This window comes from Streptomyces sp. NPDC034086, assembly GCF_055575515.1.
In genome coordinates, this window is record NZ_JBVISM010000016.1 from 117,456 (window position 1) to 138,787 (window position 21,332).

Genomic DNA, 21,332 nt, shown 5'->3' on the forward strand with positions numbered 1-21,332 from the left:
GGCACCGATCGGTGATCCCCCGTCGTATCAGCTCACCGACCGACGGGCCGCCGTCACTGCCCCCGGAGCTTGCGCCAGGTGTTGGGGCCGACCTTGCCGTCGACGGCGATCCCCCGGCTGCGCTGGAAAGCCTTCACCGCGTCCTCGGTGTCCTTGCCGAAGTCGCCATCGACCCCGTACCTGCCGATGTCGATGCGCCAGACGTCCCTCAGGAGGCACTGCACCTCGCGCACCTTGTTACCGCGATCGCCCCGGTCGGTGTACGGCGTGCCGTCCTCCCAGCCGCAGTACCAGCCGGAGGCCGTCGCGGCCGCCGTCACGGGCGCCCCGGCCCCCGCCGGGGCCGCCGAGGCGACACCGGCCGTACCCATCAGGACGGCGGCGGCCAGAGCACCACCGGACAGCAGCACAGCGGACTTCCTGGTGTTGATCACGGTTCTCCCCTTCAACGCCCATCGACCGGGACCCGCCCAACCGCACCGAGGGTCCCTCCCTTGCAGGAAGCTGCCGCTCCCGTCCCGGGCGCCGGGGGCGACAGACAGGAACGCTACGTGCGCTCCCGGCGTCCGCTCGTCGCCCGACGGGTTGATCCCCCGCCTCCACCTTGCACACCGGTCCCCCCGGACCGTGCAACCACGGCATGAGCCCGCCACGCCGGTCCCTGCAACCACGGCAGCAGCACGAACCGGCCACGGTCGCGGGAGGACGCCCCCGTCCGGCTGTCGCCGGTCGCGCTGCCGTGTGCGGCGGACTCGCAGTCGCCCCGTTCGTTGACGCCGGGGTGCACCGGGCCGACGGCCGTGTGCGTGACCTGGACCTCGCCGTCGATGTCGCGGACGACGCAGACCGCGGCGCCGGCTGATGCCGCGTGCCCGGCCGGGGGAGTGGCTCTCGCATGGTGCGGGTCCGACCTCACCGGACATCAGATCGGGGCACCGTCGGCCGGCGACAGCACGGCGCACGGACATCGTGGGCAACACGGGTGAACTTCCGGACCATCTACGCCCCCGCACGCGGGGGCCGCGCCATCCTTTGATCGAACCCGTGTCCTTCGGGGGACCGGGCATGTCCGAGGAGAGCGACGTGCGCCTTCAGATTCGTACCGCTGCGTGCTCCGCCGCGGCGGCTGCCGTGCTTCTGTCGGCCGCGGCGGACGCGCGGGCCGCCCCCCATCCGCCGACGACGACGGGGGAGCAGCTCGTCGTGATGTCCGACGAGGCCTACGCGGCGCGATTCGGTACGTGTCCTGACCGGCCCGGAGTCCTGACCGTGCAGTCCGTGCCACCCGTGACCGCGCCCTCCCGCTGAACCGCTCCCTGGCCACAGGCCACCACGGGAGGGCGCTGGTTGACGGAGGAGCGCGCCGCTCGGTGGAGTCGAGGATTCTCGTCGGCGGGTCCGGCGTCCTCCCCGTCGGGACCGGAGGCGGCCTGTCCCAGGCCCCGGCGGATCGCGATCTCCACCGGCGAGTACGCGCCGTCGGCCCGCTCCAGTTCGTACGGCGCGGCCGGCACCAGGGGCGGCTGGGCCATGAAGCGCGGTCGCGTCCCGTGGTGCGGCTGTGCCGCGTGCACCAGGAACGGATGGCACAGGAAGACGTCCCCCGGGGAACCGGTGGCGAGGGCGAGCGGCCGGTCGGCGGATGCCGCTACGAGGTCTGGCGCGATGGCCAGGCCGCTCGCGCCCGCCTCCCCGTACGGCTCCAACACCTTCGGCACGTCGAGGTGGGAGCCCACTCGGATCCGGGTCGGGGCGTCCTCTTCCCCCACCTCACTGAACAGAAAGAGCATCAGCAGGGCCCGCCCGCGTGAGCGGAGATTGGTGAAGGGCCACGTCTCGCCCTCCACCGCATAGCCGCCCTCGATGTGCCAGCCCGCGTCATCGGGCTCCTCCTCGTGCGGAAAGCGCAGCGGGAACGTGCCGAGCGAGTAGCGCGGCTCCCAGCGCCCGGCGCCTACCAGCAGGTCGTACGCGTGGTGCAGCGCCGGGGAGTTGGGTGCGGCGGCGAACGGTCCCTGTGCCATCCCGCCGACCCAGTGCACTGGCTGCGTCCACGTCTTCGGGTCGTCCGGGTCGCAGCCCGTCTCCCGCCACAGCAGCCGCGCGCAGCTCGCGGCGACGCGGGGCGCGACGGCGCCCTCCAGCTTGACGAAGCCGTCGCGGAGGAAGCGAGATACCAAGGTCGTGTCGTCCATGCGCCCATCGTGCGGCGCCGTCCGTCCCTTTCACCCGACACTCGCCGCACCGCCTTTATCGGGTGCGGCGTTCAGGGCCGCGGCTGATTGAATCGATGGTCGTGGATCTAGGAGGCGAGTGTGCTGGAGCGGCTCAATCAGGCCATGGAGCACATCGAGCGGCAGCTCGACAGCTCCGTCGACGTGGGCGAGCTGGCGCGGGTCGCGGCCACCTCGGAGTACCACCTGCGGCGGATGTTCTCGGCGCTCGCGGGGATGCCGCTGTCGGAGTACATCAGGCGCCGACGGCTGACGGTCGCGGGCGCGGAGGTACTGGCCGGTGAGCGGACGCTGCTGGAGATCGCGGTGCGGTACGGATACGGCTCGGGAGAGGCGTTCGCGCGGGCGTTCCGCGCGGTGCACGGTGTCGGGCCCGGCGAGGCGCGGCGCACCGGCGCGGCGCTCAGCTCCCAGCCCCGGATGACCTTCCGCCTCATCGTCGACGGAAGGAGCAGCATGCGTTACCGCGTCGTGCGCAAGCCGAAGTTCAACGTCGTCGGGGCGAAGGCCCGGGTGCCGCTCGTGCACTCGGGGCCGAACCAGGCGATCATCGATTTCGTCCGCGGGACCGGCGACGCGGTACGGGAGCTGCTGGAGGGGCTGTCCGACCAGGAGCCGCACGGCATTCTGGCCGTCTGTGACGACCTCGATCCCAGCCGGGCGGAGGGCACCGACCTCGACTACTACCACGGGGTCGTCACCTCGGCGTTCGCGCCGGAGGGCATGGCCACGCTGCCCGTGCCGGCCGGAACCTGGGCGGTCTTCACCGCCTCGGGGCCATCGCCGCAGGCGGTCCAGACGCTGTGGCGGGACGTGTTCACCGAGTGGTTCCCATCGAACCCGTACCGGAGCCGCCCGGGGCCGGAGATCCTCCGCACGCGCATGTCGGCGGACGGCAGCGAGGCCGATGCCGAGCTGTGGCTGCCGGTGGAACGGGAGGCCGATTGATGCCGCGATCCCTCCCTGCTCCGGGGCGGCGTGCTGGTCCCGGTGACCAGGCGGACCGCCACCCGGCTCGCCGGCCGCATGCTCAGCCCCGCCCCACGTACAGCGCTCATCCGCCCACTGGCGCACCCGGTCGCATCACGGGGCTCGAGTGCGCCGCGAGCCGCCTCACCGGGGCGGTGTGACGGAGCGCTTCATCTGGCCCATGAGGGCGCTGGTGAACGGGCCGGTGATCGTCAGCACGGTGCGGTGGTCTCGCACACGGGCCCGACTTCCCCCGCCTCGGGGGCAGGGTGACCTCCACCTCCTGTCGCCACATCCCGCCGAGGACGAAGAGCCGGTCACGTTCCGCCGGTCACCTTCCGCCGCGTCCACCGCCAGGCCGCCGGTGGCACGAGGACTGCCGGTGCCCCGGGTTCGGCTGGGGCTTCGAGCGCCGTCGGAGTCGCGGAGTCGGCAGCCTGAGGGCGGGTTGCGCGGCGTCACCGATCGAGCGTCTGGATCTGGAAGAGGCCGCCGCCCGGGGCCAGTTGTCCGCCGTGAGCGGGGACTGGGAGCGCGGTCATCCGCAACCCCGGCAAACGGCGTGAGCCACCCTCTTCCCGCTTGCATTCCTAGGGGCTCTAGGTTCAAACTAGGGGCCCTAGGAATGGAGAGGGTGCATGGCGAGGGCAGGGCTGACGGCGGAGCGGGTGACCCTCGCGGGCGCGGAGCTGGCGGATGAGGTCGGGCTCGACCAGGTGACCATGGCGCAGGTGGCGCGGCGGCTCGGCGTCAAGGACGCGAGCCTCTACTCGCACGTCCGCGGCCTGGAGGACCTGCGAGGACGGATCGCGCTGCTGGCGGCGGACGAGAAGACCATCCGTATCGCGGAGGCGACCTCCGGGCTGGCGGGCAAGGACGCGCTGGTCGCGTTTGCCGGCGCCTGGCGGGAGTACGCCCACACGCATCCCGGCCGCTACACGGCCACGCAGATCCCGATCCAGATCGACCCCGAGCTGGCCGCGAAGGCGCCCGGACCACGGCGCGCGGTCGAGCTGACCTACGGCATGCTGCGCGGCTACGGACTGACCGAACCCGACCTGACCGACGCGGTCCGGTTGCTGCGCAGCACGTTCCACGGATTCGTCGCCTTGGAGGCTGCGGGCGGGTTCGCCCACGAGCGCTCACCGCAGCAGTCCTGGATCCGCGCCCTCGACGCCCTCCACACCCTCCTGGAGCACTGGCCCCCCTCCCGAGAAGGAGACTCTTCATGACCGACCCGACCATCGGCAGCCTGCGCGTGAACGGCGCGAACCTGCACTACGAGGTGCGCGGCCAGGGCCCGCTTCTGCTGCTGATCCCTGGAGGGACGGGCGGGGCGGCGTCCTTCGACGGCATCGCCGAGGACCTGGCCGCCGAATACACCGTCGCGACCTACGACCCGCGCGGCATGTCCCGAAGCACGCTGGACGACCCCGAGGCCGGCCAACGCGTGGCCGAGCACGCCGACGACGCCTTCCGGGTACTGGAACTGCTGTCGCCCGGTGAGCCCGCCCGTGTGTTCGGTTCCAGCTCCGGCGCGATCACCGCCCTGCACCTGCTCACCGCCCGTCCCGAGCGCGTCGAACGCCTCGTGGCGCACGAGCCGCCGGTAGTGGAGATCCTGCCGGACGCCCCCGAACATCGCGCGCTCCTCGCGCGCGTACAGGCGACGTTCCACGCAGAGGGGCTCATGCCGGCGATGGCCGTGTTCGCCGCGGGTTTGCAGAAGGACGGCGTCACCATCGAGCCGAAGGCCGAGATCGAGCTTCCGCCGCAGGCAGCGGCGCGGGCCGAGCGGACGATGGCCAATCTTCCCCACTTCGTTGGGCACATCGTGCCCAGCTTCATGTCGTACGCCCCGGACATCCAACGGCTGGAGGAACTGTCGGACCGGCTCGTACTCGTCGGCGGCGAGGACTCACGCGGCGAACTGCCCTACCGTTCGTCCGCTTTCCTGGCCGAGCGTCTCAGCACGGAACTCTGGCACTTCCCCGGCGGCCACACCGGCCTGACGACGCATCCCGCCGAGTTCGGCGAACTCCTCCGGAAGGCCCTCCGAGCGTAGATCCACGCCCCCGTCCGGCACGTCCCGCACCGCCCTCCTGGCCGAGCACACCGCCGTGAGCCTACGGTGCCGCGGACGTAGAGCGGTCGGAGCGAGCGGCGCCGGGTGGAGCGCACCCAGCCGGCCTGGAACGGGCTCGGATCGCAACCGTCCTTGCCCCGGTTGCCCCCACGTTGCTCGCGCCCTCACTGCCCGGACGGGGCCACTCCACTGCCTCATTGGTGGTTCCTCACGCCCACGAGCGATTCACCAGGTTCCCCACGGGGCACCCGGTGGCAGAGTTCCCCTTGAGCTGGAGCCAGGTCCTTCCGAAAGGCACGTAGTGAACAGTGATCGCACGTTCCCTGCCGACCCTCTCGGCGCGTCTGGCCGCCTGTCCGGCGCTCCGGAGGAGGTCCTTGACCAGTCCCGGATCCACAGGTGCCTGACGGGCTGATTCAGGGTTATGGCGGGGACCAGGAGGCCAAACTGCCCGGGTACGCGGGGTCGATGGCGGCCTTCGGGCTGTACGCCACCGCGTGGACGGCTGTGCTGCGCCGGTACGGTCGTAGCGCGCCGGACGCGCTCCGTGCCGGGGACCTGGCCCTCACGGCGGTGGCTACCTTTCGCCTCAGTCGGCTGCTGAGCAAGGGCGTGGTGACGAGCCCGCTACGTGCACCGTTCACCCGGTTCAAGGAGACGGCCGGGCCGTCGGAGGTCACGGAGGAGCCCCGGACCGACTCCGGGGTGGGTGGCGCAGTGGGCGCCCTCGCCACCTGTCCGTTCTGCGTCGCCGTCTGGGTGGTGACCACCTTGACCGGTGCTCAGATGCTCTGGCCGCACCAGGTGAGGATGGTCACCGGCGCGCTCACGGCGCTCACCGGGGCGGACGTACTCCAGCTGGCCTACAGCGCCCTGCAGCAGAAGGTTCAGGAGTAGGACGTCAGCCTCTTCCGGGTCGAGCGCCGCGCCCCCCTCCACCGCCCTCGTGCGCCTGCTCGCGGTCCACGAGACGGCGGAGAAGCAGCTGCACCTATCCGCATGCGGCTCCGTACGCCGACTCTGCATCAGGCCAGGGAAGGCCGTTCCGGGTCATCGGTCCCAGAAGCCTTGCAGAACTCGATCACCAACGAGCCCATACGGCGCATCCGGGATCCGGGGGCGGGGGTCTGGGCCGTGACCCTCCAGACGCCGGGCCAGGTAAGGGCTCCCACCGGCGGTCCGTCCGGATCAGCGGCCGCGATCACCAGACCCGCCTCCCACGCGACCTTCCGTGCGTCCGTCACGATCAACCCGACGAGGTCAGGAACGGTCACCTCGTCCGCCGTACCGGGTCCCACCCAGCTCATATCGCCCTCCCACCGGACAGTATCCTCCCGTTCTCGGACGGCGATGTCGTTCTCCATGAAGTGGCCATCTCGGCCGACGCCTTGGTGGTGCGGGCGGTCGGCGGCGGAGGCGTCCCTGATCCTGCTGGAGATCGGCCGCCGCACCGAGGACCCGCGACCTGGTCCAGCAGCTGCGCGCGGACGGACGGACGAGCAGGCGTTGGCGGCCGCACTCGGCACCCCGACGGTGACGCCCTCTACGGGGACCAGGGCGCCTGCTCGGAATGGGTGGTGTGGCAGGGTGGTGAGGCATGTGGGCCTTCGGGGCCCGTGAACGCGAGAGGGATATGTCATGAACGAGGCCGAGCTCAGGGCGCTGTTCGACGAGATAGACACGGACGGCGACGGGCAGATCAACGTCGTCGAACTGGCGGAGGGGTTCAAGGCCGAAGGTGCCCGGGGGCACCTGGCTGAAGAGGTCAGAAAGGCCATGGCGGCCGACGCGAACCACGACGGAGTCCTCGACTTCGAAGAGTTCCGCACCCTGCTGAAGTAACGGCAGGCCCTGAGCGCCCAGGACAGGCTCGGGCAGCCTGGGCAAGGCCGTACCGCGAGAAGGGCTTGCCCAGGCACTGCGGTGACAGGCCGTCGCGTCCCGGGCGCAGGGGGTCGGTGTGACCCGGGGCCGGAGGCCGGACACCGGGCTCGCCGGGATCCCGGCGTACCGGGCCGATGCCCGAAGCCCAGCGCTCCTCCAGGGCGGCCATGACGGCCCGGACGGTGCCCTCGTCCTCGCGGTGATGAGCGCGGACGCCCGCGCATTGCTCCAGGGCCGCGAGCCGGCCCGACAGGCCCAGGCCGTTCGGTTCGGAGTCAGGCGCGGCGGCCGACTGGTGACCATCACCAGGAACTACGTCGGCTCTGGCCTGCAGAAGACCCTGCTGGTCAGCACCCGGGCCTGGCCCCTGCACGCCGCCCGCTGTCCGGCCGGAACCGCCACGCGCCCCGGGCCCTCCGCCGCACGGCAAAGAGGGGTGTGGGTGGCCGGGGGCCGGGAACGCTGGTGTTCGTGATCGAGCGCGATGCGGGCGGCGGCCGTGATGAGGCCGGCGGAGCCGACGTACTGGACTTGTACCTGGAGATGGCGCGTGCCCGGCTGTCCCCGGCGCGGTTGGAGGCGGTTGTCCGGGCGGTGCAGGACACCTGCGGGCTTCTCGCCCAGGGCCACCAGGCGCTGGTGGCGATGCCGGGGGAGGAAGGTTTCAGCCCGGACCTGCAGCGCGAGTACCTCGCCCTGCTCGCGGTGATGATCACAGGCAGCCTCGACCACCGGGTCGTCGAACTCCACGGCCCTGACCACGCGCCCACCCTGGCCGTCGTCCCGACAACCGGTAACCCGGGCCGAGCAGGGGAGACGGCTGGGCGTGCTGGAGATCGCGCCACCCCCACGAACCCCCGCACAGTGTGACGGGCACACAGGCTGGACCGCGCGCGGGCGACCGCTGCGGGCTTTCACCGTTACGGCGCCTCGTGGACCCGGGTCAGTAGGACCGTCAGCTGGTTCTGCTCGTCCTGGGTGAGCGGCGCCAGCAGTCTGGCGTTGGCGGCCTCCGCCAAGGCACCGCAGCGAGCGAGGGCGGCTGTGCCCTCCGGAGTGACGGTGACGGCGTTCTTGCGCCGGTCGGCGGGGTCCGGGGAGCGCAGGACGAGGCCCGTGTGCTGGAGGTGGTTGAGGATCCCGACCATGTCCTTGGGGTCGACGCCCAGTCGCCGGCCCAGGTCGGCCTGGGTCACGGGGCCGTACTCGGCGGTCGCGGCCAGCACTGCGTGGTGCATGAGCTTCAACCCCTCTGCGGCGATCGCGTCGGCGACCAGGCTCCTGCCGCGCGCCGCGACGCGGCCGACGAGCCAGGTCGGCATGGACTGGATGCGCTGGAGGGCTGAGGTCATGAGTTCAGCCTACCCAAATTCATTGGCCTCCCCAACGACCTCCGCCTATCGTTGGGTTATCCAATGAAAGCGGATCGGGGAGGTCCTGTGCTGCGCGTGCGCCATGAAGTCAACGGTGGGCCCGAGGTGCTGTTCACCGAGGTGGTCGAGGCACCGGTGGCCGGAGCCGGAGAGGTGCTGATCCGGGTCGAGGCGATCGGGGTCACACTGCCCACCGTGCGCAAGGTCCGGGAGGGCGGCGAGCCGGTCTCGTTCGGCGGCGAGGTCGCCGGGGAGGTCGTCGCCCTGGGGGCGGGAGTCACCGCCTTCGCCATCGGAGAGCGCGTGACGGGGCTGTGCTTCCGCCACGCCTATGCCGAGTACGCGCTCCTGAACACCGCGATGACGTCCCGGATCCCGGACGGCTCGAGTGCCGTGGAGGCGGTCGCGCTGGTCCGCAGCGGGTTGGTGGCACGCGGCGCCTACGAGGCCGCTCGCATGGAGCCGGGCGAGTCGGTCCTGGTCACGGCAGCCGCGAGCGCGGTCGGCACACTCGCCCTCCAGTACGCCAAGGCCGGCGGGGCGGCGCGCGTCGTTGCTGCAGTCAGCAGTGCCGAGAAGGCCGACTTCGTGCGTGGCATGGGCGCCGACGAGGTCGTCCTGTACGAGGACACCCACTGGGGCGCCCCGTACGACGTGATCCTCGACGGCGTCGGTGGTGATTTGCTCGGCCCCGCCGTACGGGCCCTGGCGACGGGCGGCCGGCTGGTGGCCTTCAGTTCCGGCGGGGGCACGGTGGAGGCGTACGAACTCCTGGTCCGCGGCGCCTCGATGATCGGCTTCCAGATGCGGGCCATCGCCGTCGGCAAGCCGGAACTGTACGACCGCTGGCTGCGCGAGCTCTGGCACATGCATGACGTGGGCACCCTGCGCACCGCCGTACACGAGGAGATTCCCCTCGTTGAGGCCGCTCGGGCCCACATGCTCATTGAGCAGCGCCGAAACCTCGGCAAGGTCGTCCTTGTCCCCTAGCCGGGCCAGGCGGATTCCAGCCGCCCGACCAGGGTGTTGCCGTGGCACCGGCGGCCCGGGCCATGTGGCCCCCTGGGGGGTGTGGTCACCGGCGTACGCGTCGACGCCGAGCGGGGAGAGGGGGTGGCGTTCCCGGGCTGTTCGAACTCCTCATGGGTCTGCTGGAGCTCCAGGCCGGACTCGGCGACGATTCGCCCCAGCGCGGCACGGACGCAGCGGCCCCGGAACGCCGCTACTGCTCCCGCCGCTGCGCTCCCGAGACTTCGACCCTTGGCGCTTGCAACGGTGCCGGCTCCACACGGAATGGGACAGGTGAGCGGACTCCTCCAGCGGACAGGTGAAAGGTCGTGGCGTCTGGGTGAATCCTGCTCGGGCTGTGCACGCGTCGGCGTTCACACGAGGTGACACTCACCGGCAGGGGCCGTTGAAGATCACCGCACGGTGAGCCCGCCCGGCCCGGCCCGTTGTTCTTGTGGCTGGTGGACAGTCCCGAGCCGGAGGTAGACCGCTGTGGCGGGGAATGAAAATCCGACCGTCAGGAGACGTCGGCTGGGAGCGGAGCTGCGCCGGCTCCGGCACGCCAGTGGTCTGACCAGTACGGAGGTGGCCGAACGCCTGTTGATCTCCCAGCCCAAGATCAGCCACTTGGAGAACGGCCGCCGTGCCATCAAGCCTCGTGACGTGCGGGACCTGTGCGGCCTCTACGGAGTGACAGACCCCCAGGTCGTCGACTCGTTGATGCGGATGGCCGCCGAATCGGACCGGCAGGGCTGGTGGGTGGCCTGCGGCGAAGTCCCGTACGCCGTCTACATCGGCCTGGAGACGGCAGCCTCCTCGATCCACTCCTACGAGCCCCTGGTGGTCCCCGGCCTGCTGCAGACCCCGGCCTACGCCCGAGCCGTCATCGAGGAAACGATCCCTCTGGCCACCGCGCAACAGATCGCCGTGCGCCATGAGATCCGGCTGCGCCGCCAGGCCCGCGCCCACCACCCGGCCCGGCCGTTCCGCTTATGGGCCGTGCTGGACGAGTCCGTACTGCGCCGCATGGTCGGCGGTCCCGCGGTCATGCGCGAACAGCTGGAGTACCTCAACCACCTCGGCACGCAGCCGCACATCACCGTGCAGGTCCTGCCGCACGAGGCGGGAGCCCACCCGGGCGTCTCGGGGCAGTTCTCGATCCTCCGCTTCCCGGACAGCGCGGCGGGGACGGTCTATCTGGAGCGGTTCACCAATGACCTCTATCTGGAGAAACGATCCGACGTGCAGCACTACAGCGTCATGTACGACCACCTCCAAGCCCAGGCGCTGAACCCGGAGAACAGCCGCCGCTTCATCGCCCGCGCCGCCCAGGAGTTGCTGACCGGCGCATCCCGCTGACCGACGACTCGTGACCGACGGCCGTCACCGTCTCGGCCGGAGTCGCGCGGACCGGTCGCGGCGCCGCTATGCCTTCACGTCGGCAGTCTCGGCTGCGAGCGGGCGTACGAGGCGGTCGGCGCCTGCCCGTGTCGTTGTTCGAGGCAGATTACCTGCTCGGTGAACACGCGGAAATCTATGTCGGCCGGAGTAGACATTGGGCGTCAGCGTGGTTATGGTTTCTCACGTAACCAAGAAGGACCGCAGGGCCCGGCAGAGACGAACTGCCGGGCAGCAGTACACGCAGTCGCAGTGCGCAGGACGGTGCGGTGACGGAGTGTCGAAGCCAGGTTTGTTGCAGGACGGCGACGGGACTGGTGACCGGACCGGGCGGCCCGCAGTGATCAGGGGCCGCCGTGAGCAGTACCCGTAGTAAGTGCGGTTGGCAGTACCAGCAGCGAGATCGATCAGTGGTACCTCGGTGAAGGCGTCGGCTGCGGGCGCGCGCACCGGGAGGTTCGGCAGTGGGGTTCCAAGCCAGAGCGGATGCAGGACGGGCGACGGGGCTGGCTGCCGAAGTGGCGCTGTGAGAGGCCACCAGCAGTACGCAACACCGGCAGTACGGGCAGTACGCAGTTCCCGTGTGGCAAGTGATTGATCCAGAGGGAAGGACGGAGGAGCCGAACGCCATCAGGATCGCCCGGGTGAGCAGTGGCAAGCCCGGGTACCGCAGGACATCGATAGTGAGGTGGTCTCCGGTCACGCATCCGCGATCCCCGCACCCCCGACAGCGTCTCGGTCGGGTCTGCGGAAACAACAGGCCGGCGCAGCATCAGGGCCGGCAGATGGTGTAGCAGTTCCTTCGGGGCCCGGGTGCCAGTACGGCACCCGGGCCCCTCCACGCGTCCCACAGAGAGGTGCAATGGCGGTAGACGACACGTACGGCCGTCTCGATGACGACGACTACCCCGCCTACACCATGGGCCGGGCCGCCGAGATGCTCGGCACCACCCAGGGCTTCCTCCGCGCCATCGGCGAGGCCCGCCTCATCACCCCGCTCCGCTCCGCCGGCGGCCACCGCCGCTACTCCCGCTACCAACTGCGCATCGCAGCCCGCGCCCGCGAACTCGTCGACCAGGGCACTCCCATCGAGGCCGCCTGCCGCATCGTCATCCTCGAAGACCAGCTCGAAGAAGCCGAGCGCCTGAACGCCGGATACCGCCGCGCCGCCGAGTCGGCAAATCCAACAGCCGCGGCGTGAGCGGGGACCGCTCCAGGAGCTGTCGTCACGTCGACATCGTGGGCGTCGAACAGGCGCAGGTCGAGGTCGGCGAGCGCGGAGGTGTCCTGGTGGACGCCGAGGGCGTGGCGGCGGGCGTCGTGCCGGGCCGCGTCCACGCTCGGGTGGACCGTGTTCCTCTGCATGCGGACAGGCCTGCACACCCACACCGTCCCCACCGGCAGCGTCATCAGCCGGCGCAGGCCGGCGAGCGGCCGCCGGACCCTGCCGTGCCGCGGGCGGGGGTGGGCCCATGAGCAGAAGTCATGGACACGGTTTCGGCTTGTCCGTCGTCCGCGCAGAACGCGTAGGCGCGCCGTCAGAAGCGCGATCACTGCGCCACGGGCAGGCATTCGGCGAGGAGGTCGAGGACGTCGCGCCAGGCTCGCTGCGCGTGCTGTGGGTGGTAGCCGACGCCGGGGACCGTGGGGTGGTCGACCGGTGGGTGGTGGAAGGCGTGCAGGGCGCCGCCGTAGACCGTGATGCGCCAGTCGACGCCCGCGGCCTGCATCTCGGAGGCGAACGCGTCCCGTTGTGCGGGCGGCATGATCGGGTCTTCCGACCCGACCCCGGCCCACACCGGGCAGCGGATGCGCGCCGCCTCGCCCGGTCGGCCCGTGGTAGTCGCGTTGACCGTCCCGATCGCGCGCAGGTCGACACCGTCCCGCCCGAGTTCCAGCGCGATGGCGCCCCCGGTGCCGTAGCCGACGGCGGCGATCCGGTCGGGGTCGGTCCGCGGTTCGGCACGCAGCACGTCGAGCGCCGCATGGCCGATGCCCCGCATCCGCCCGGGATCAGCGAGCAGCGGCATGCAACGGGCGAGCATCTCCTCGGGGTCACCCACATAGCGCCCGCCATGAAGGTCGAAGGCCAGCGCTACGTATCCCAGCTCGGCGAGGGCATCGGCCCGCCGGCGCTCGACGTCGCTGAGCCCCATGCCCTCGGGTCCGAGCAGCACCGCGGGCCGGCGGTCGACACCGGCCGGGAGCGCGAGGTGTCCGGTCATCGTCAAACCGTCGGCCGGGTACTCGACCGTCCGTGTGGTAACCGTCGTCATGAGACCGGACGGTAGTGATCACCGAGCTCTTGTCGGGCCGTTGTTCACCGCGGGCGGAACAGCCGGCTGAGCCTGAAACCCGGCGGTGGCTCACCAGGCCTGCCACCAGCCCCGTCTGGACGGCAGAGTGAACGGTCACGCCTGGTCCAGGCGGCCGGAGCACGCTGCAGGGGGCGCTCGGTGCCGGCTGCGGGCGCACACCGGGCGGGAGCCGGCTGCCCCGGGCCGGTATGCCACCCGGTGGGCGCCACCGCCCCGGATGCCCGCACAGTTCGCGTGGTTCCCCCAGCGCGCGGGGTGGAGGATGCTGAACATCGGGGGTGGTCGCGCCATGACCGGTGACGAGGCACGGCAGCTCGTGATCGAAGTGGGGGAAAGCAGGTTCTACCCGAAGCCACTGGGAGGGCTCGCATGCTCGGTCTACCACGTGCTCGGATCCCGGCCGGGCGGCATGCTCGGCCGGCACGCCGTGCGGGGTACCGCAGCCGAACGCGACGAGTGGCAGGCGGCGAGCGAGCTGTTCGACCGCTCCGTACGTGGGGTGGAGGAAACGTATTACGCCGTCATCCGGCAGGGCGTGCGCCGATACATGCCCGGGACGCGGCGGCGGGAAGAGCGCGCTGCGCAACGCTTCCAGGAGGCCCTGGGAGCTGCTGAGGCGCGGTACGGGCCGGTGCGAGCGGAGATCAGGCGCCGTCTCGCCCTCGCCACCGAAGAGGCGCGCCGGGAGCAGGAGGAGCTCGAGCGCCGCTGGGCGGCGGAGGAGGCCCAGAGGCAGGAGCGGGAGCGGATGAGGCTGGCGCGCTCGGGGCGCTGCCACGCGCTGGCGAGCCGAGCCGTATGGGGTTGGTCGCTGGTCGGCGAGGGTGGCACGACCGTTCTCGTCCACCGTTTCGATGTGGATCCCGCGCAGCCGCTGCCGGCCGCCTCGAGACGGTCTTCGGATCCTCTGAACGCGTACGCGCTGGCGAGCGCACTGGAGAAGCTGGGTCACGAGGAAGGGGTCACCTCCGTCGGGTGGGAGGAGGCGGCCTGCGAGATGGCGGTCCGCGAATGCTCGGCGCCGGACGACCCGGTGCAGTTCGGGCAGTGGTGGACGCTGGTCACCCGCGGCCGCTGGCGGTCGCCGGGCGAGCTTCCCCAGCCCTCCTCACCCCCCTCCGGCCCCGGTCACCGACACGGCCACTCGGGCAGCGATTACGGCGGCTTCGGCGGGGACTCCGGCGGCGGGCACAGCGGCGGTGGCTTCAGCTGTGGCTTCGGTGGCGGCTACTGACCTTGCCGTGGTGGTGGCACCGGCCTGGGCACGGTGGGCTTGAGCGCGTGCAACGCCGGGGTCACCTCGGCATCGGAGCACGCCCCGTACCTCTCCGAGAGTTCGCTGGCCTTGTCCTCGGTCTGGAGGAACATCTCCGTGAGCAGCGGGCCGTGGCCCGGGGCGAGAACGAACATGAAGCCCTTGCCGAGCGGCTCGTCCTCGATCTCGTTGACGTGGCAGATCTCGTGGAGCCGACCTCGACCTGGAACGGCTGGAAGCCGGCGAGCTGCGCGAGCTGTCGGCGTAGACCGGCTGCCCGGGGGAGTCCTTGCGCCGGAGCCTGTGGTGTCCTCGTAGTCCGCCGGCAGCCCGCGGGCAGCCCCGCAGATTTTCCGGATTCTCCTCCACGCGGTCCATGTGGAGGCGAAGGACACCCCGCTCGAACCGCCCCGGCCCGGTCTTCTTCCAGGCGGTCCGGCCGCGCCCGGATCCCGGCCGGCCGGGCCCGCCCCGTACGCGCTGACCTCGACCGAAAGGGAACTCCTGCCGATCACGTATCCGCCCCAGCGCGAGCCGTTCGCCGAAGCCCTCGGGGAGGCCGCGCAGAGTCCCGCGCTGGCCTACCGGCTGATGACCCCCATCACCGACGCCGTACTCCGCGCCGCCCATGAACGCCTCACGGGCAGCGAGGAGGAACTCAGCGAGGACGCTGCCGAGACGGCGCCGCGCTGGTCGGCCGACCAGTTGCGCGGCGTCCTGGGCGAGGACGGGGCGGACTGGCGCGGCTGGCCCGCCAGCTCGTCGGCCTCCAGCAGGCCGGAGTCGACCTCGGCGCCTCCCTGCCGCAGACGGGCCGCATGACCGCCGGAGTCCACCGGGCGGTGAGGGCGAGCAGCGCGCGGACGAAGGCGGAGGGCACACCGCTGGGCCGCCTGCTGAAGGCGACGATGCCCGACGGCCTGGTACGCGACGCGGTCCTTGAATCCCGGCACTTCGCACGACGTGCTTCCGCAACTCGGCGTCCCGGCCGAGAAGGGCCGCACCTCCGCCATCCGTCAGCCCGTCCTCCAGGCCCGGGCGCCCGCCACCGCCCAGGCACTGGGCTCCCACGACAAGAGCACCACCCGCATCGCCACTGAGGCCGCAGCCCCCTGGAAGAGCTACGCAACCGGCGAACACACGCGCTGAACGGCCCCCTCGAAGTACGCGCCCGGCGAAAGATCACACCACTCGGCTGCCTTCGCCCCACAGTGGTGACCATGCTGAACCGAGTAGCGGTCCTGTCCGACATTCACGGAGTCCTGCCGGCCCTGGAGGCGGTGCTCGCCGAACCAGATGTCAGCACCGCAGATCACATTGTGCTGACCGGCGACATCACCGCCGGCCCGCAACCGGCCCAGGTTCTCGACCTGCTGACCAGCCTCGGCGACCGCGTGATCTGGATCAGCGGCAACGCCGACCGTGAACTCCTCGAATACCGCCGGGGGCAACGCGACACGATCCCCGATCCGATCGCCCCCTGGGCCGCCGAACAGCTCCGCGAGGACCATCTCGACCTTCTCAGCTCGCTTCCACGATCGCTCTCCCTGTCCGTGAACGGCCTGGGAAGGGTGCTGTTCTGCCATGCCACCCCTCGCGACGACGAGGAGGTCGTCCTGGTCGACTCCCGCCTCGACCGCTGGGAGGAAGTCTTTGACGGACTCGATGCCGACATTCGCACCGTGGTCTGCGGCCACACCCACATGCCGTTCGTCCGCCTCGCCCACGGCCGACTCGTGATCAACCCCGGCAGCATCGGCATGCCCTACGGACGAACAGGAGCACACTGGGCCCTCCTGGGCCCAGGCGTCGACCTCCGCACCACGCACTTCGACCTCCAGGCCGCAGCCACCCGGCTCAGCCAGGAATCGTCCTACCCCGACATCACCGAATGGGCCGACTACTTCCTCCACGCTCGCGCGAGCGACGCCGACGCCCTCACCGCCTTCGCCCCACGGGACGGCCGCGACCACAGCCCTTGACACCCGCTCCCCAACCACAACAGCGGGCAACCGGAGACCGACTCCACGATCAACGCCACCTACCCATCCGTAGGCCGCGCCCTGACGGAGCGGAAGGTTGATCGTTTCCGGTCCGCGCCCCAACAGTGCCGGGTGGGGTGACGCGCGACAACGGGACGATGTTCCACAGGGTCGTGCTCGACTTCGTGATCCAGGGCGTGACCCGCTGGGCAAGGGGACCGGCGGCGCCGGCTACACGTTCACCAACGAGATCCACCCGGAGCCGAAGTTCAGCCGGCACTAACTGGTGGCGATGGCCAACAACGGACCGGACACCGACGGGTCCCAGTTCTTCATCACCCTGGGCCCGCTCCGCACCTCAACGGCAAGCACACCATCTTCGGCGAAGTCGCCAACGGCCAGCGCGTCGTCGATGCCATCGCCAGGACGGAGACCGGGCACAACGACCGTCCCGTGAAGGACGTAGTCCTGGAGAAGATCAGCATCTCCACCCAGTGAACTCCCGCAGGACCCCTCGTTGATCCCCGGCTGCCCCCGCACCGGCCAGGTGCGGGGGCAGCCTCATGAGGCCACATCGACCGCCGGCGGGCCACGGAACGAGCGAAGCCTCTCCGGCTGCAAACGCCCACCCCCTACCAACGCATCCCCGTCCTGTGGGAACTACGAGCCGCCGCCGTACCCCGCGGGTTCCGAGCCCCCGCGCACGAGCCCCAGCGCCGGCAAGATCGATCTCAGCGGCACTTCCTGCACCGCAACCACCCACGTTCGGGGCACCGGTGAGCGTCAGCCGCGGCCAACCCGGCAGTCGTCAGGCGACCGCGGCAAGCTCACGGAGCTGACCAGCGAAGCCACCACCATGGCCAAGAACCTCGGCGCCGCCACCCACCCCGGGACACCAACGGCGGCTTCAGCCGGGCCACCGCGCGGCTCCACCCCGAGCCCCACGTGGACCACGATCGCAGGGCCAGCCCGGGCAGCCCGCGCGTAAGGGGTTCGGCGACTGAGCACCGCTCGGCTTGGCCCTCGGGCTCTGGCGGGCCGCCTCAGGCGGTGGCGGGTATTCTCGAAGAGGAGCCCCGTGGTACGGGCTGACCGCAGGCCGCGATGACGGCCCTTTCAGCCCTCACCCTGTCCGCAACGTTCGGACAGCCGGTGTCGAGCGCTGCCGCGACTCGCTGCGCGTCACCCCCACGCCATGGTGGGCCCGCTCCCGGTTTCCGTACGCACCCTGGCAGCCACTCTGCCATGGAGGGAAGCTCATGAATCGGCAACGCCGCTGTGCACTGCTCGCACCACTCTTGGCTTCCGCCGTTGCCCTGCCACCTACGGCGGCGGCCCAGGCAGCCCCTTCGGCCGTGCAGGTCCCTGCTGCCCCGGCATGCCAGGTGAAAGCCGTGGGCGGCTCCTCGACCAACGTCAACGTGGAGATCACCGGCTTCCGGGCGAACCAGAAGATCACGATCACCCGAGTCGGCGCACGAAGAGCGACGGACACGCGCGTCAACGCACAGGGCAACCTCAATGTGAAGAACGTGCGCGATGGGACCTACCACGTGAAGCCACTCGGTGGTGGTCGCGGCTCCAGCGTCCCGTGCACAGAGGTCCCCGCCCCCGCAAACATCAACATCACTGATGCCGACGTGGTCGCGACCAAACCGGACACCCCTACGGTCAAGTGCAACCAGCCGACTCCTGTGACGTTCGAGGGTACGCTCGAAGGCACGGGGACCGGTGACATCAGGGTCGTGTGGTTGATCCCGGACTCGGGTAAGCGGTCAGAGCGCACGGTGAAGTTCACCGGCCCGAGTTCCAAGACCCAGTTCGTCGTCAATGCCCCTGCCCGCGCGAACCCGACAGAGCCGCGACCCACGGTTAAGGTGCAACTCCTGGTGCCCCGGCAGGGATCCGAAGGGGGTGTGGCGTCGGCCGTGTTCACAGTGACGCTGTTCTGCGAAGCCGGCACCTGACCGGAAGGTTTTTGACAGCTCGCCCCGGAGGGGCAGCGCAGGCTCGTCTTCTTCCAGGAGTTCGACGGGGATGCCCGTGCCACGGCGCACACGGCTGGTGATCACGGATTCTCCGAGGGGTGGGGTGGACCCCCGCCAGACCCCCGCCGTGATGAGGCCCCTCCAACGAGACGGGGACGCCCTCCTCCTGTCGAGGCCGAAGACGCCGACACCTCAACTGCCGTCGCCAACAACCGGTGGCCGCATCACTCGTCGGCTCCGAGGCCCGCAGATCAGGGGAAAGCTCCCTGACAAGCCACGCTCACCGCCCACACTCCTCCGCAAGGCGCGGGTACTACTCGAGCGAAGCGACTGCCGTCAGTCGAAGGAAGGGACATCTCATGCGAAGGAAGACCCTCTCCACCGCGGTCGTGGCCGCTGTGGCGTTCAGCGGGTGGACCGCCGTCACCGTGACGACGGCCGGAGCAGCGGAACGGGCCGTGCCCGGCGCCACCTGCTTCCTCTCGGAAGGCCCGAACAACACGTTCGGCGTGTCGGGCGAAGGGTTCAGATCCGGCGAGCGCGTCACCGTGAAGAACTCGCAGGGCACCACGGTGCGCACGACCACAGCCATCACAGGAGGCTTCTTCGAGGTCACCGGGCTGCCGAACGACACCTACAGCGCCACGGGACGCCGGGCCAAGGCGATCTGCCCGAAGTGGGTGTCGGATGAGGAGGCCGCGATCAAGTGCACCGTGACCAAGGGCCCTGGAACGACCTACGGCGTGTCCGGCAGGGGATTCCCGGAGGCCGAGACGGTCACGTTGAAGAACTCCTCCGGCGCCGTCGTGAACACCACCCAAACCATCCAGGACGGGTTCTTCGAGTTCACCGGCGTCCCCAACGACACGTACACCGTCACCTCGAGGTTCGCGAAGGTGACCTGCGCCAAGGCCGCCGCCGAGTAGAGGCACCCGCCCGCCCACGGTCGGCCGCCAGGGATCGGAGAGGGGCACCCCTGCCGAGACGGTCCTCGACACGTGCCCCCGTGCATCTGTGCGAGGGCACGCCGGCTCGGACGTGCCGAGGTCGCATGCGGGCTCGTACTGGCTCCGCGGGAGCGCTCAGGTGCTGGACGAGCTGCTGCGGGCGGGCGCGGACGGCGCCCAGGGCGCTCACAGGCCGGCCGCGGCCTTCTCCCGTAGCGCCGCCCGGGCCCGCGCGCTCACCTCGGGGCGCAGCAGCACGTCCGCCGCTGTGCAGGCGAGCGCTTCCGCTGCGCCGAGCAGGACGTGGCGCCCGCGCGGTGACGCGGCCGCGGCGGCGAAGAGAGGCGTGTGGTCGGAGCCCTCGGTGGCGTCCATGATGGCGATGAACGGGTGGATGGCCGGTACGTACGTGCTCACGTTGCCGATGTCGGACGACCCCAGGTACACGCCCGGCTCCGGTTCGGTCAGCTGGATCCCGGCTCGCGCCAGGTGCCCGGCGAACCGGCCCGAGAGTTCGGGGTTGTCGCGGAAGTGCTCGTAGCGACCGCCCACCCGCTCCACGGTGGCCTCGGTCCCGGTGGCCGTGGCCGTCCCCGCGGCGCACCGCTCCAACTCGCCCGCGAGCTCCTCGAGTGCGGCCGTGGTCGCCCCGCGGAGCCCGAACAGCCCCTCGGCGTAGTCGGGCACGATGTTGGTGGCCCGTCCGCCGTCGGTGATGATGCCCTGGATGTGGGACCCGGACGGGAGCCGGGGGTGCAGCACACCGAGGGTGTTGAACAGCTGGATCAGGGCGCCCAGCGCGTCGATGCCCTCGGTCGGGTTGCCCGTGGGGTGGGCGGCGCGACCGTGGAAGCCCACGCGCACCTGCGCGCTGGCCGTCAGCGGCGCCGAGGACCAGCTGTACACGCCGGGATGCACCATCAAGGCCGCGTCCACGCCGTCGAACACGCCGGCTTCCACCAGCGTGACCTTGCCGCCGCCCCGCTCCTCCGCCGGGGTGCCCACGGCCAGCAGGGAGCCCTGCGGCTCGCCGACAGCGGCCCGCAGGGCGAGGGCCGCCCCCAGGCCGGCGGCGGCGATCAGGTTGTGCCCGCAGGCGTGCCCGAGCCCCGGCAGCGCGTCGTACTCCATGAGCAGTGCCACCCGGGGTCCCGAGCCGCTGCCGACGGACGCGGTGAACGCGGTGGGCAGGCCGGCCGTCCCGCGGTCGACGCGGAAGCCCTCCCGTGCCAGCTCCGACGTGAGCAGCCCGGCCGCCCGGTGTTCCTCGTACGCCGGCTCGGGGTCGCGGTGGAGGGCCAAGGCGGTGTCCCACAGGCGGTCGGCGCGGGCCGCGACCTCCTGGTGGATCCGGTCGTACACCGCGCCCAGACCGTCGTCCTCCTGGTGGGCGGCGGTTGACACCGGGCCGGGGTGGCCGGGGGCGGAACGGTCGAGGTGGTCGGGCACGGAATGCCTCCCTGGGGGGTGCCGGTCGTACTCCGTACGTGTTCCACGGAGGCGGCCCCTGATGCGCCGTGCCCTGGCTTCGTCCGCCCGAGCTAGGTGATCGGGGCGGCACCACCCCGAAAACCACGTTTCTCCCTGCGCTGATGCGAGGCCCGGCAGCAGCTCGGTGGCGTTCGGAGTGAACGCCGCTGAGGGCGCGGTGATCGGCACCCCGGCCCGCTTCGGGTCGCGGAGCTCGCCGTGGACGAGTTCCTGCTGCAGCTCGTTGCCGACGATGAAGAAGAACACCAGTGGCCCGTCGGCTTCCCTCGCGCCTGGGCTGGACTCGGAGGCCGGGTCGGTCTTTCCGCCGAGCGGGCGACGTGGTTTCGTCACGATCTTGAACCGACCCGGGACCTGTGTGTACTGGGCTCCAGGCGACGCCCCCCGACCGGCCGGCGC

21 protein-coding genes and 3 pseudogenes are annotated in these 21,332 nt (G+C 71.0%); 16 read left to right on the top strand and 8 right to left on the bottom strand.

All coding sequences use genetic code 11. The annotated features are described in order from the left end of the window. Nucleotides 1-53: 53 nt before the first annotated feature. Together ACZ514_RS27805 and ACZ514_RS27810 are read right to left on the bottom strand one after the other, a co-directional pair. Nucleotides 54-434, bottom strand: a complete 381-nt coding sequence (locus ACZ514_RS27805; RefSeq protein ID WP_468164560.1) for a peptidoglycan-binding domain-containing protein — start codon at nucleotides 432-434, stop codon at nucleotides 54-56. 963 nt (nucleotides 435-1,397) lie between these two features. Then, nucleotides 1,398-2,195, bottom strand: a pseudogene (locus tag ACZ514_RS27810) (phytanoyl-CoA dioxygenase family protein); the annotation flags it as partial. A gap of 120 nt (nucleotides 2,196-2,315) precedes the next feature. Here ACZ514_RS27810 and ACZ514_RS27815 point away from each other — a divergent pair. From ACZ514_RS27815 to ACZ514_RS27830, 4 genes are all read left to right on the top strand, one after another. Continuing rightward, a complete protein-coding gene (locus ACZ514_RS27815; RefSeq protein ID WP_469125948.1) occupies nucleotides 2,316-3,182 on the top strand; it encodes an AraC family transcriptional regulator in 867 nt (288 codons plus the stop codon). Between the two features lie 659 nt (nucleotides 3,183-3,841). Continuing rightward, nucleotides 3,842-4,435, top strand: a complete 594-nt coding sequence (locus tag ACZ514_RS27820; protein ID WP_468701116.1) for a TetR/AcrR family transcriptional regulator — start codon at nucleotides 3,842-3,844, stop codon at nucleotides 4,433-4,435. Further along, nucleotides 4,432-5,268: an alpha/beta fold hydrolase gene (locus tag ACZ514_RS27825; protein ID WP_469125949.1), complete on the top strand. Its 837-nt coding sequence runs from the start codon at nucleotides 4,432-4,434 to the stop codon at nucleotides 5,266-5,268. Before ACZ514_RS27820 ends, ACZ514_RS27825 begins: the two co-directional genes overlap by 4 nt. A 420-nt stretch (nucleotides 5,269-5,688) precedes the next feature. Continuing rightward, nucleotides 5,689-6,186, top strand: a complete 498-nt coding sequence (locus ACZ514_RS27830) for a DUF1360 domain-containing protein (protein ID WP_469125950.1) — start codon at nucleotides 5,689-5,691, stop codon at nucleotides 6,184-6,186. A 128-nt stretch (nucleotides 6,187-6,314) separates the two neighbouring features. Here the strand turns inward: ACZ514_RS27830 and ACZ514_RS27835 are convergent, their stop codons facing one another. Next, on the bottom strand, nucleotides 6,315-6,653 hold the full coding sequence (locus tag ACZ514_RS27835; protein ID WP_468164550.1) for a PASTA domain-containing protein: 339 nt from the start codon (nucleotides 6,651-6,653) through the stop codon (nucleotides 6,315-6,317). A 274-nt stretch (nucleotides 6,654-6,927) separates the two neighbouring features. Here ACZ514_RS27835 and ACZ514_RS27840 point away from each other — a divergent pair, with 274 nt between their 5' ends. Together ACZ514_RS27840 and ACZ514_RS27845 are read left to right on the top strand one after the other, a co-directional pair. Then, nucleotides 6,928-7,131: an EF-hand domain-containing protein gene (locus ACZ514_RS27840; protein WP_468164548.1), complete on the top strand. Its 204-nt coding sequence runs from the start codon at nucleotides 6,928-6,930 to the stop codon at nucleotides 7,129-7,131. 507 nt (nucleotides 7,132-7,638) lie between these two features. Next, nucleotides 7,639-8,043: a hypothetical protein gene (locus ACZ514_RS27845; RefSeq protein ID WP_469125951.1), complete on the top strand. Its 405-nt coding sequence runs from the start codon at nucleotides 7,639-7,641 to the stop codon at nucleotides 8,041-8,043. 50 nt (nucleotides 8,044-8,093) lie between these two features. Here ACZ514_RS27845 and ACZ514_RS27850 read toward each other — a convergent pair whose 3' ends face one another. After that, nucleotides 8,094-8,525, bottom strand: a complete 432-nt coding sequence (locus ACZ514_RS27850; RefSeq protein ID WP_469125952.1) for a MarR family winged helix-turn-helix transcriptional regulator — start codon at nucleotides 8,523-8,525, stop codon at nucleotides 8,094-8,096. Nucleotides 8,526-8,612: 87 nt separating this feature from the next. On the opposite strand from ACZ514_RS27850, the gene ACZ514_RS27855 reads away from it, so the two are divergent. From ACZ514_RS27855 to ACZ514_RS27865, 3 genes are all read left to right on the top strand, one after another. After that, a complete protein-coding gene (locus ACZ514_RS27855) occupies nucleotides 8,613-9,536 on the top strand; it encodes a quinone oxidoreductase family protein (protein ID WP_469125953.1) in 924 nt (307 codons plus the stop codon). Between the two features lie 510 nt (nucleotides 9,537-10,046). Continuing rightward, nucleotides 10,047-10,913: a helix-turn-helix domain-containing protein gene (locus ACZ514_RS27860; protein WP_469125954.1), complete on the top strand. Its 867-nt coding sequence runs from the start codon at nucleotides 10,047-10,049 to the stop codon at nucleotides 10,911-10,913. Between the two features lie 901 nt (nucleotides 10,914-11,814). Next, nucleotides 11,815-12,153: a MerR family transcriptional regulator gene (locus ACZ514_RS27865; protein WP_469125955.1), complete on the top strand. Its 339-nt coding sequence runs from the start codon at nucleotides 11,815-11,817 to the stop codon at nucleotides 12,151-12,153. Nucleotides 12,154-12,502: 349 nt separating this feature from the next. Here the strand turns inward: ACZ514_RS27865 and ACZ514_RS27870 are convergent, their stop codons facing one another. Then, nucleotides 12,503-13,228, bottom strand: coding sequence for a dienelactone hydrolase family protein (locus ACZ514_RS27870; RefSeq protein WP_468164536.1), 726 nt, complete (start codon nucleotides 13,226-13,228; stop codon nucleotides 12,503-12,505). 331 nt (nucleotides 13,229-13,559) lie between these two features. Here ACZ514_RS27870 and ACZ514_RS27875 point away from each other — a divergent pair, with 331 nt between their 5' ends. After that, nucleotides 13,560-14,504 carry a hypothetical protein gene (locus ACZ514_RS27875; protein WP_469125956.1) on the top strand — a complete coding sequence of 315 codons (945 nt, stop codon included), beginning with the start codon at nucleotides 13,560-13,562 and terminating at the stop codon, nucleotides 14,502-14,504. Here ACZ514_RS27875 and ACZ514_RS27880 read toward each other — a convergent pair. Further along, nucleotides 14,498-14,680: a hypothetical protein gene (locus ACZ514_RS27880; RefSeq protein ID WP_469125957.1), complete on the bottom strand. Its 183-nt coding sequence runs from the start codon at nucleotides 14,678-14,680 to the stop codon at nucleotides 14,498-14,500. The genes ACZ514_RS27875 and ACZ514_RS27880 overlap by 7 nt on opposite strands. Nucleotides 14,681-14,903: 223 nt before the next feature. On the opposite strand from ACZ514_RS27880, the gene ACZ514_RS27885 reads away from it, so the two are divergent. The 6 genes and pseudogenes from ACZ514_RS27885 (at nucleotide 14,904) to ACZ514_RS27910 (ending at nucleotide 19,421) form a co-directional block, all read left to right on the top strand. Then, entirely contained in the window at nucleotides 14,904-15,347 is a 444-nt protein-coding gene (locus tag ACZ514_RS27885; RefSeq protein WP_469125958.1) for a hypothetical protein, read from the top strand. A gap of 141 nt (nucleotides 15,348-15,488) precedes the next feature. Then, nucleotides 15,489-15,674, top strand: a complete 186-nt coding sequence (locus tag ACZ514_RS27890; RefSeq protein ID WP_469125959.1) for a hypothetical protein — start codon at nucleotides 15,489-15,491, stop codon at nucleotides 15,672-15,674. Between the two features lie 71 nt (nucleotides 15,675-15,745). Further along, on the top strand, nucleotides 15,746-16,507 hold the full coding sequence (locus ACZ514_RS27895) for a metallophosphoesterase family protein (protein WP_468164526.1): 762 nt from the start codon (nucleotides 15,746-15,748) through the stop codon (nucleotides 16,505-16,507). Between the two features lie 292 nt (nucleotides 16,508-16,799). Next, nucleotides 16,800-17,005, top strand: a pseudogene (locus tag ACZ514_RS27900) (peptidylprolyl isomerase). 896 nt (nucleotides 17,006-17,901) lie between these two features. Beyond that, nucleotides 17,902-18,474, top strand: a complete 573-nt coding sequence (locus ACZ514_RS27905) for a hypothetical protein (RefSeq protein ID WP_468164524.1) — start codon at nucleotides 17,902-17,904, stop codon at nucleotides 18,472-18,474. A gap of 380 nt (nucleotides 18,475-18,854) precedes the next feature. Beyond that, nucleotides 18,855-19,421: a hypothetical protein gene (locus ACZ514_RS27910; RefSeq protein WP_469125960.1), complete on the top strand. Its 567-nt coding sequence runs from the start codon at nucleotides 18,855-18,857 to the stop codon at nucleotides 19,419-19,421. Between the two features lie 207 nt (nucleotides 19,422-19,628). Here the strand turns inward: ACZ514_RS27910 and ACZ514_RS27915 are convergent, their stop codons facing one another. Together ACZ514_RS27915 and ACZ514_RS27920 are read right to left on the bottom strand one after the other, a co-directional pair. Further along, entirely contained in the window at nucleotides 19,629-20,813 is a 1,185-nt protein-coding gene (locus ACZ514_RS27915) for an amidohydrolase (RefSeq protein ID WP_468165351.1), read from the bottom strand. Between the two features lie 312 nt (nucleotides 20,814-21,125). Further along, nucleotides 21,126-21,266: pseudogene (locus tag ACZ514_RS27920) on the bottom strand (hypothetical protein); the annotation flags it as partial. Nucleotides 21,267-21,332: the final 66 nt, after the last annotated feature.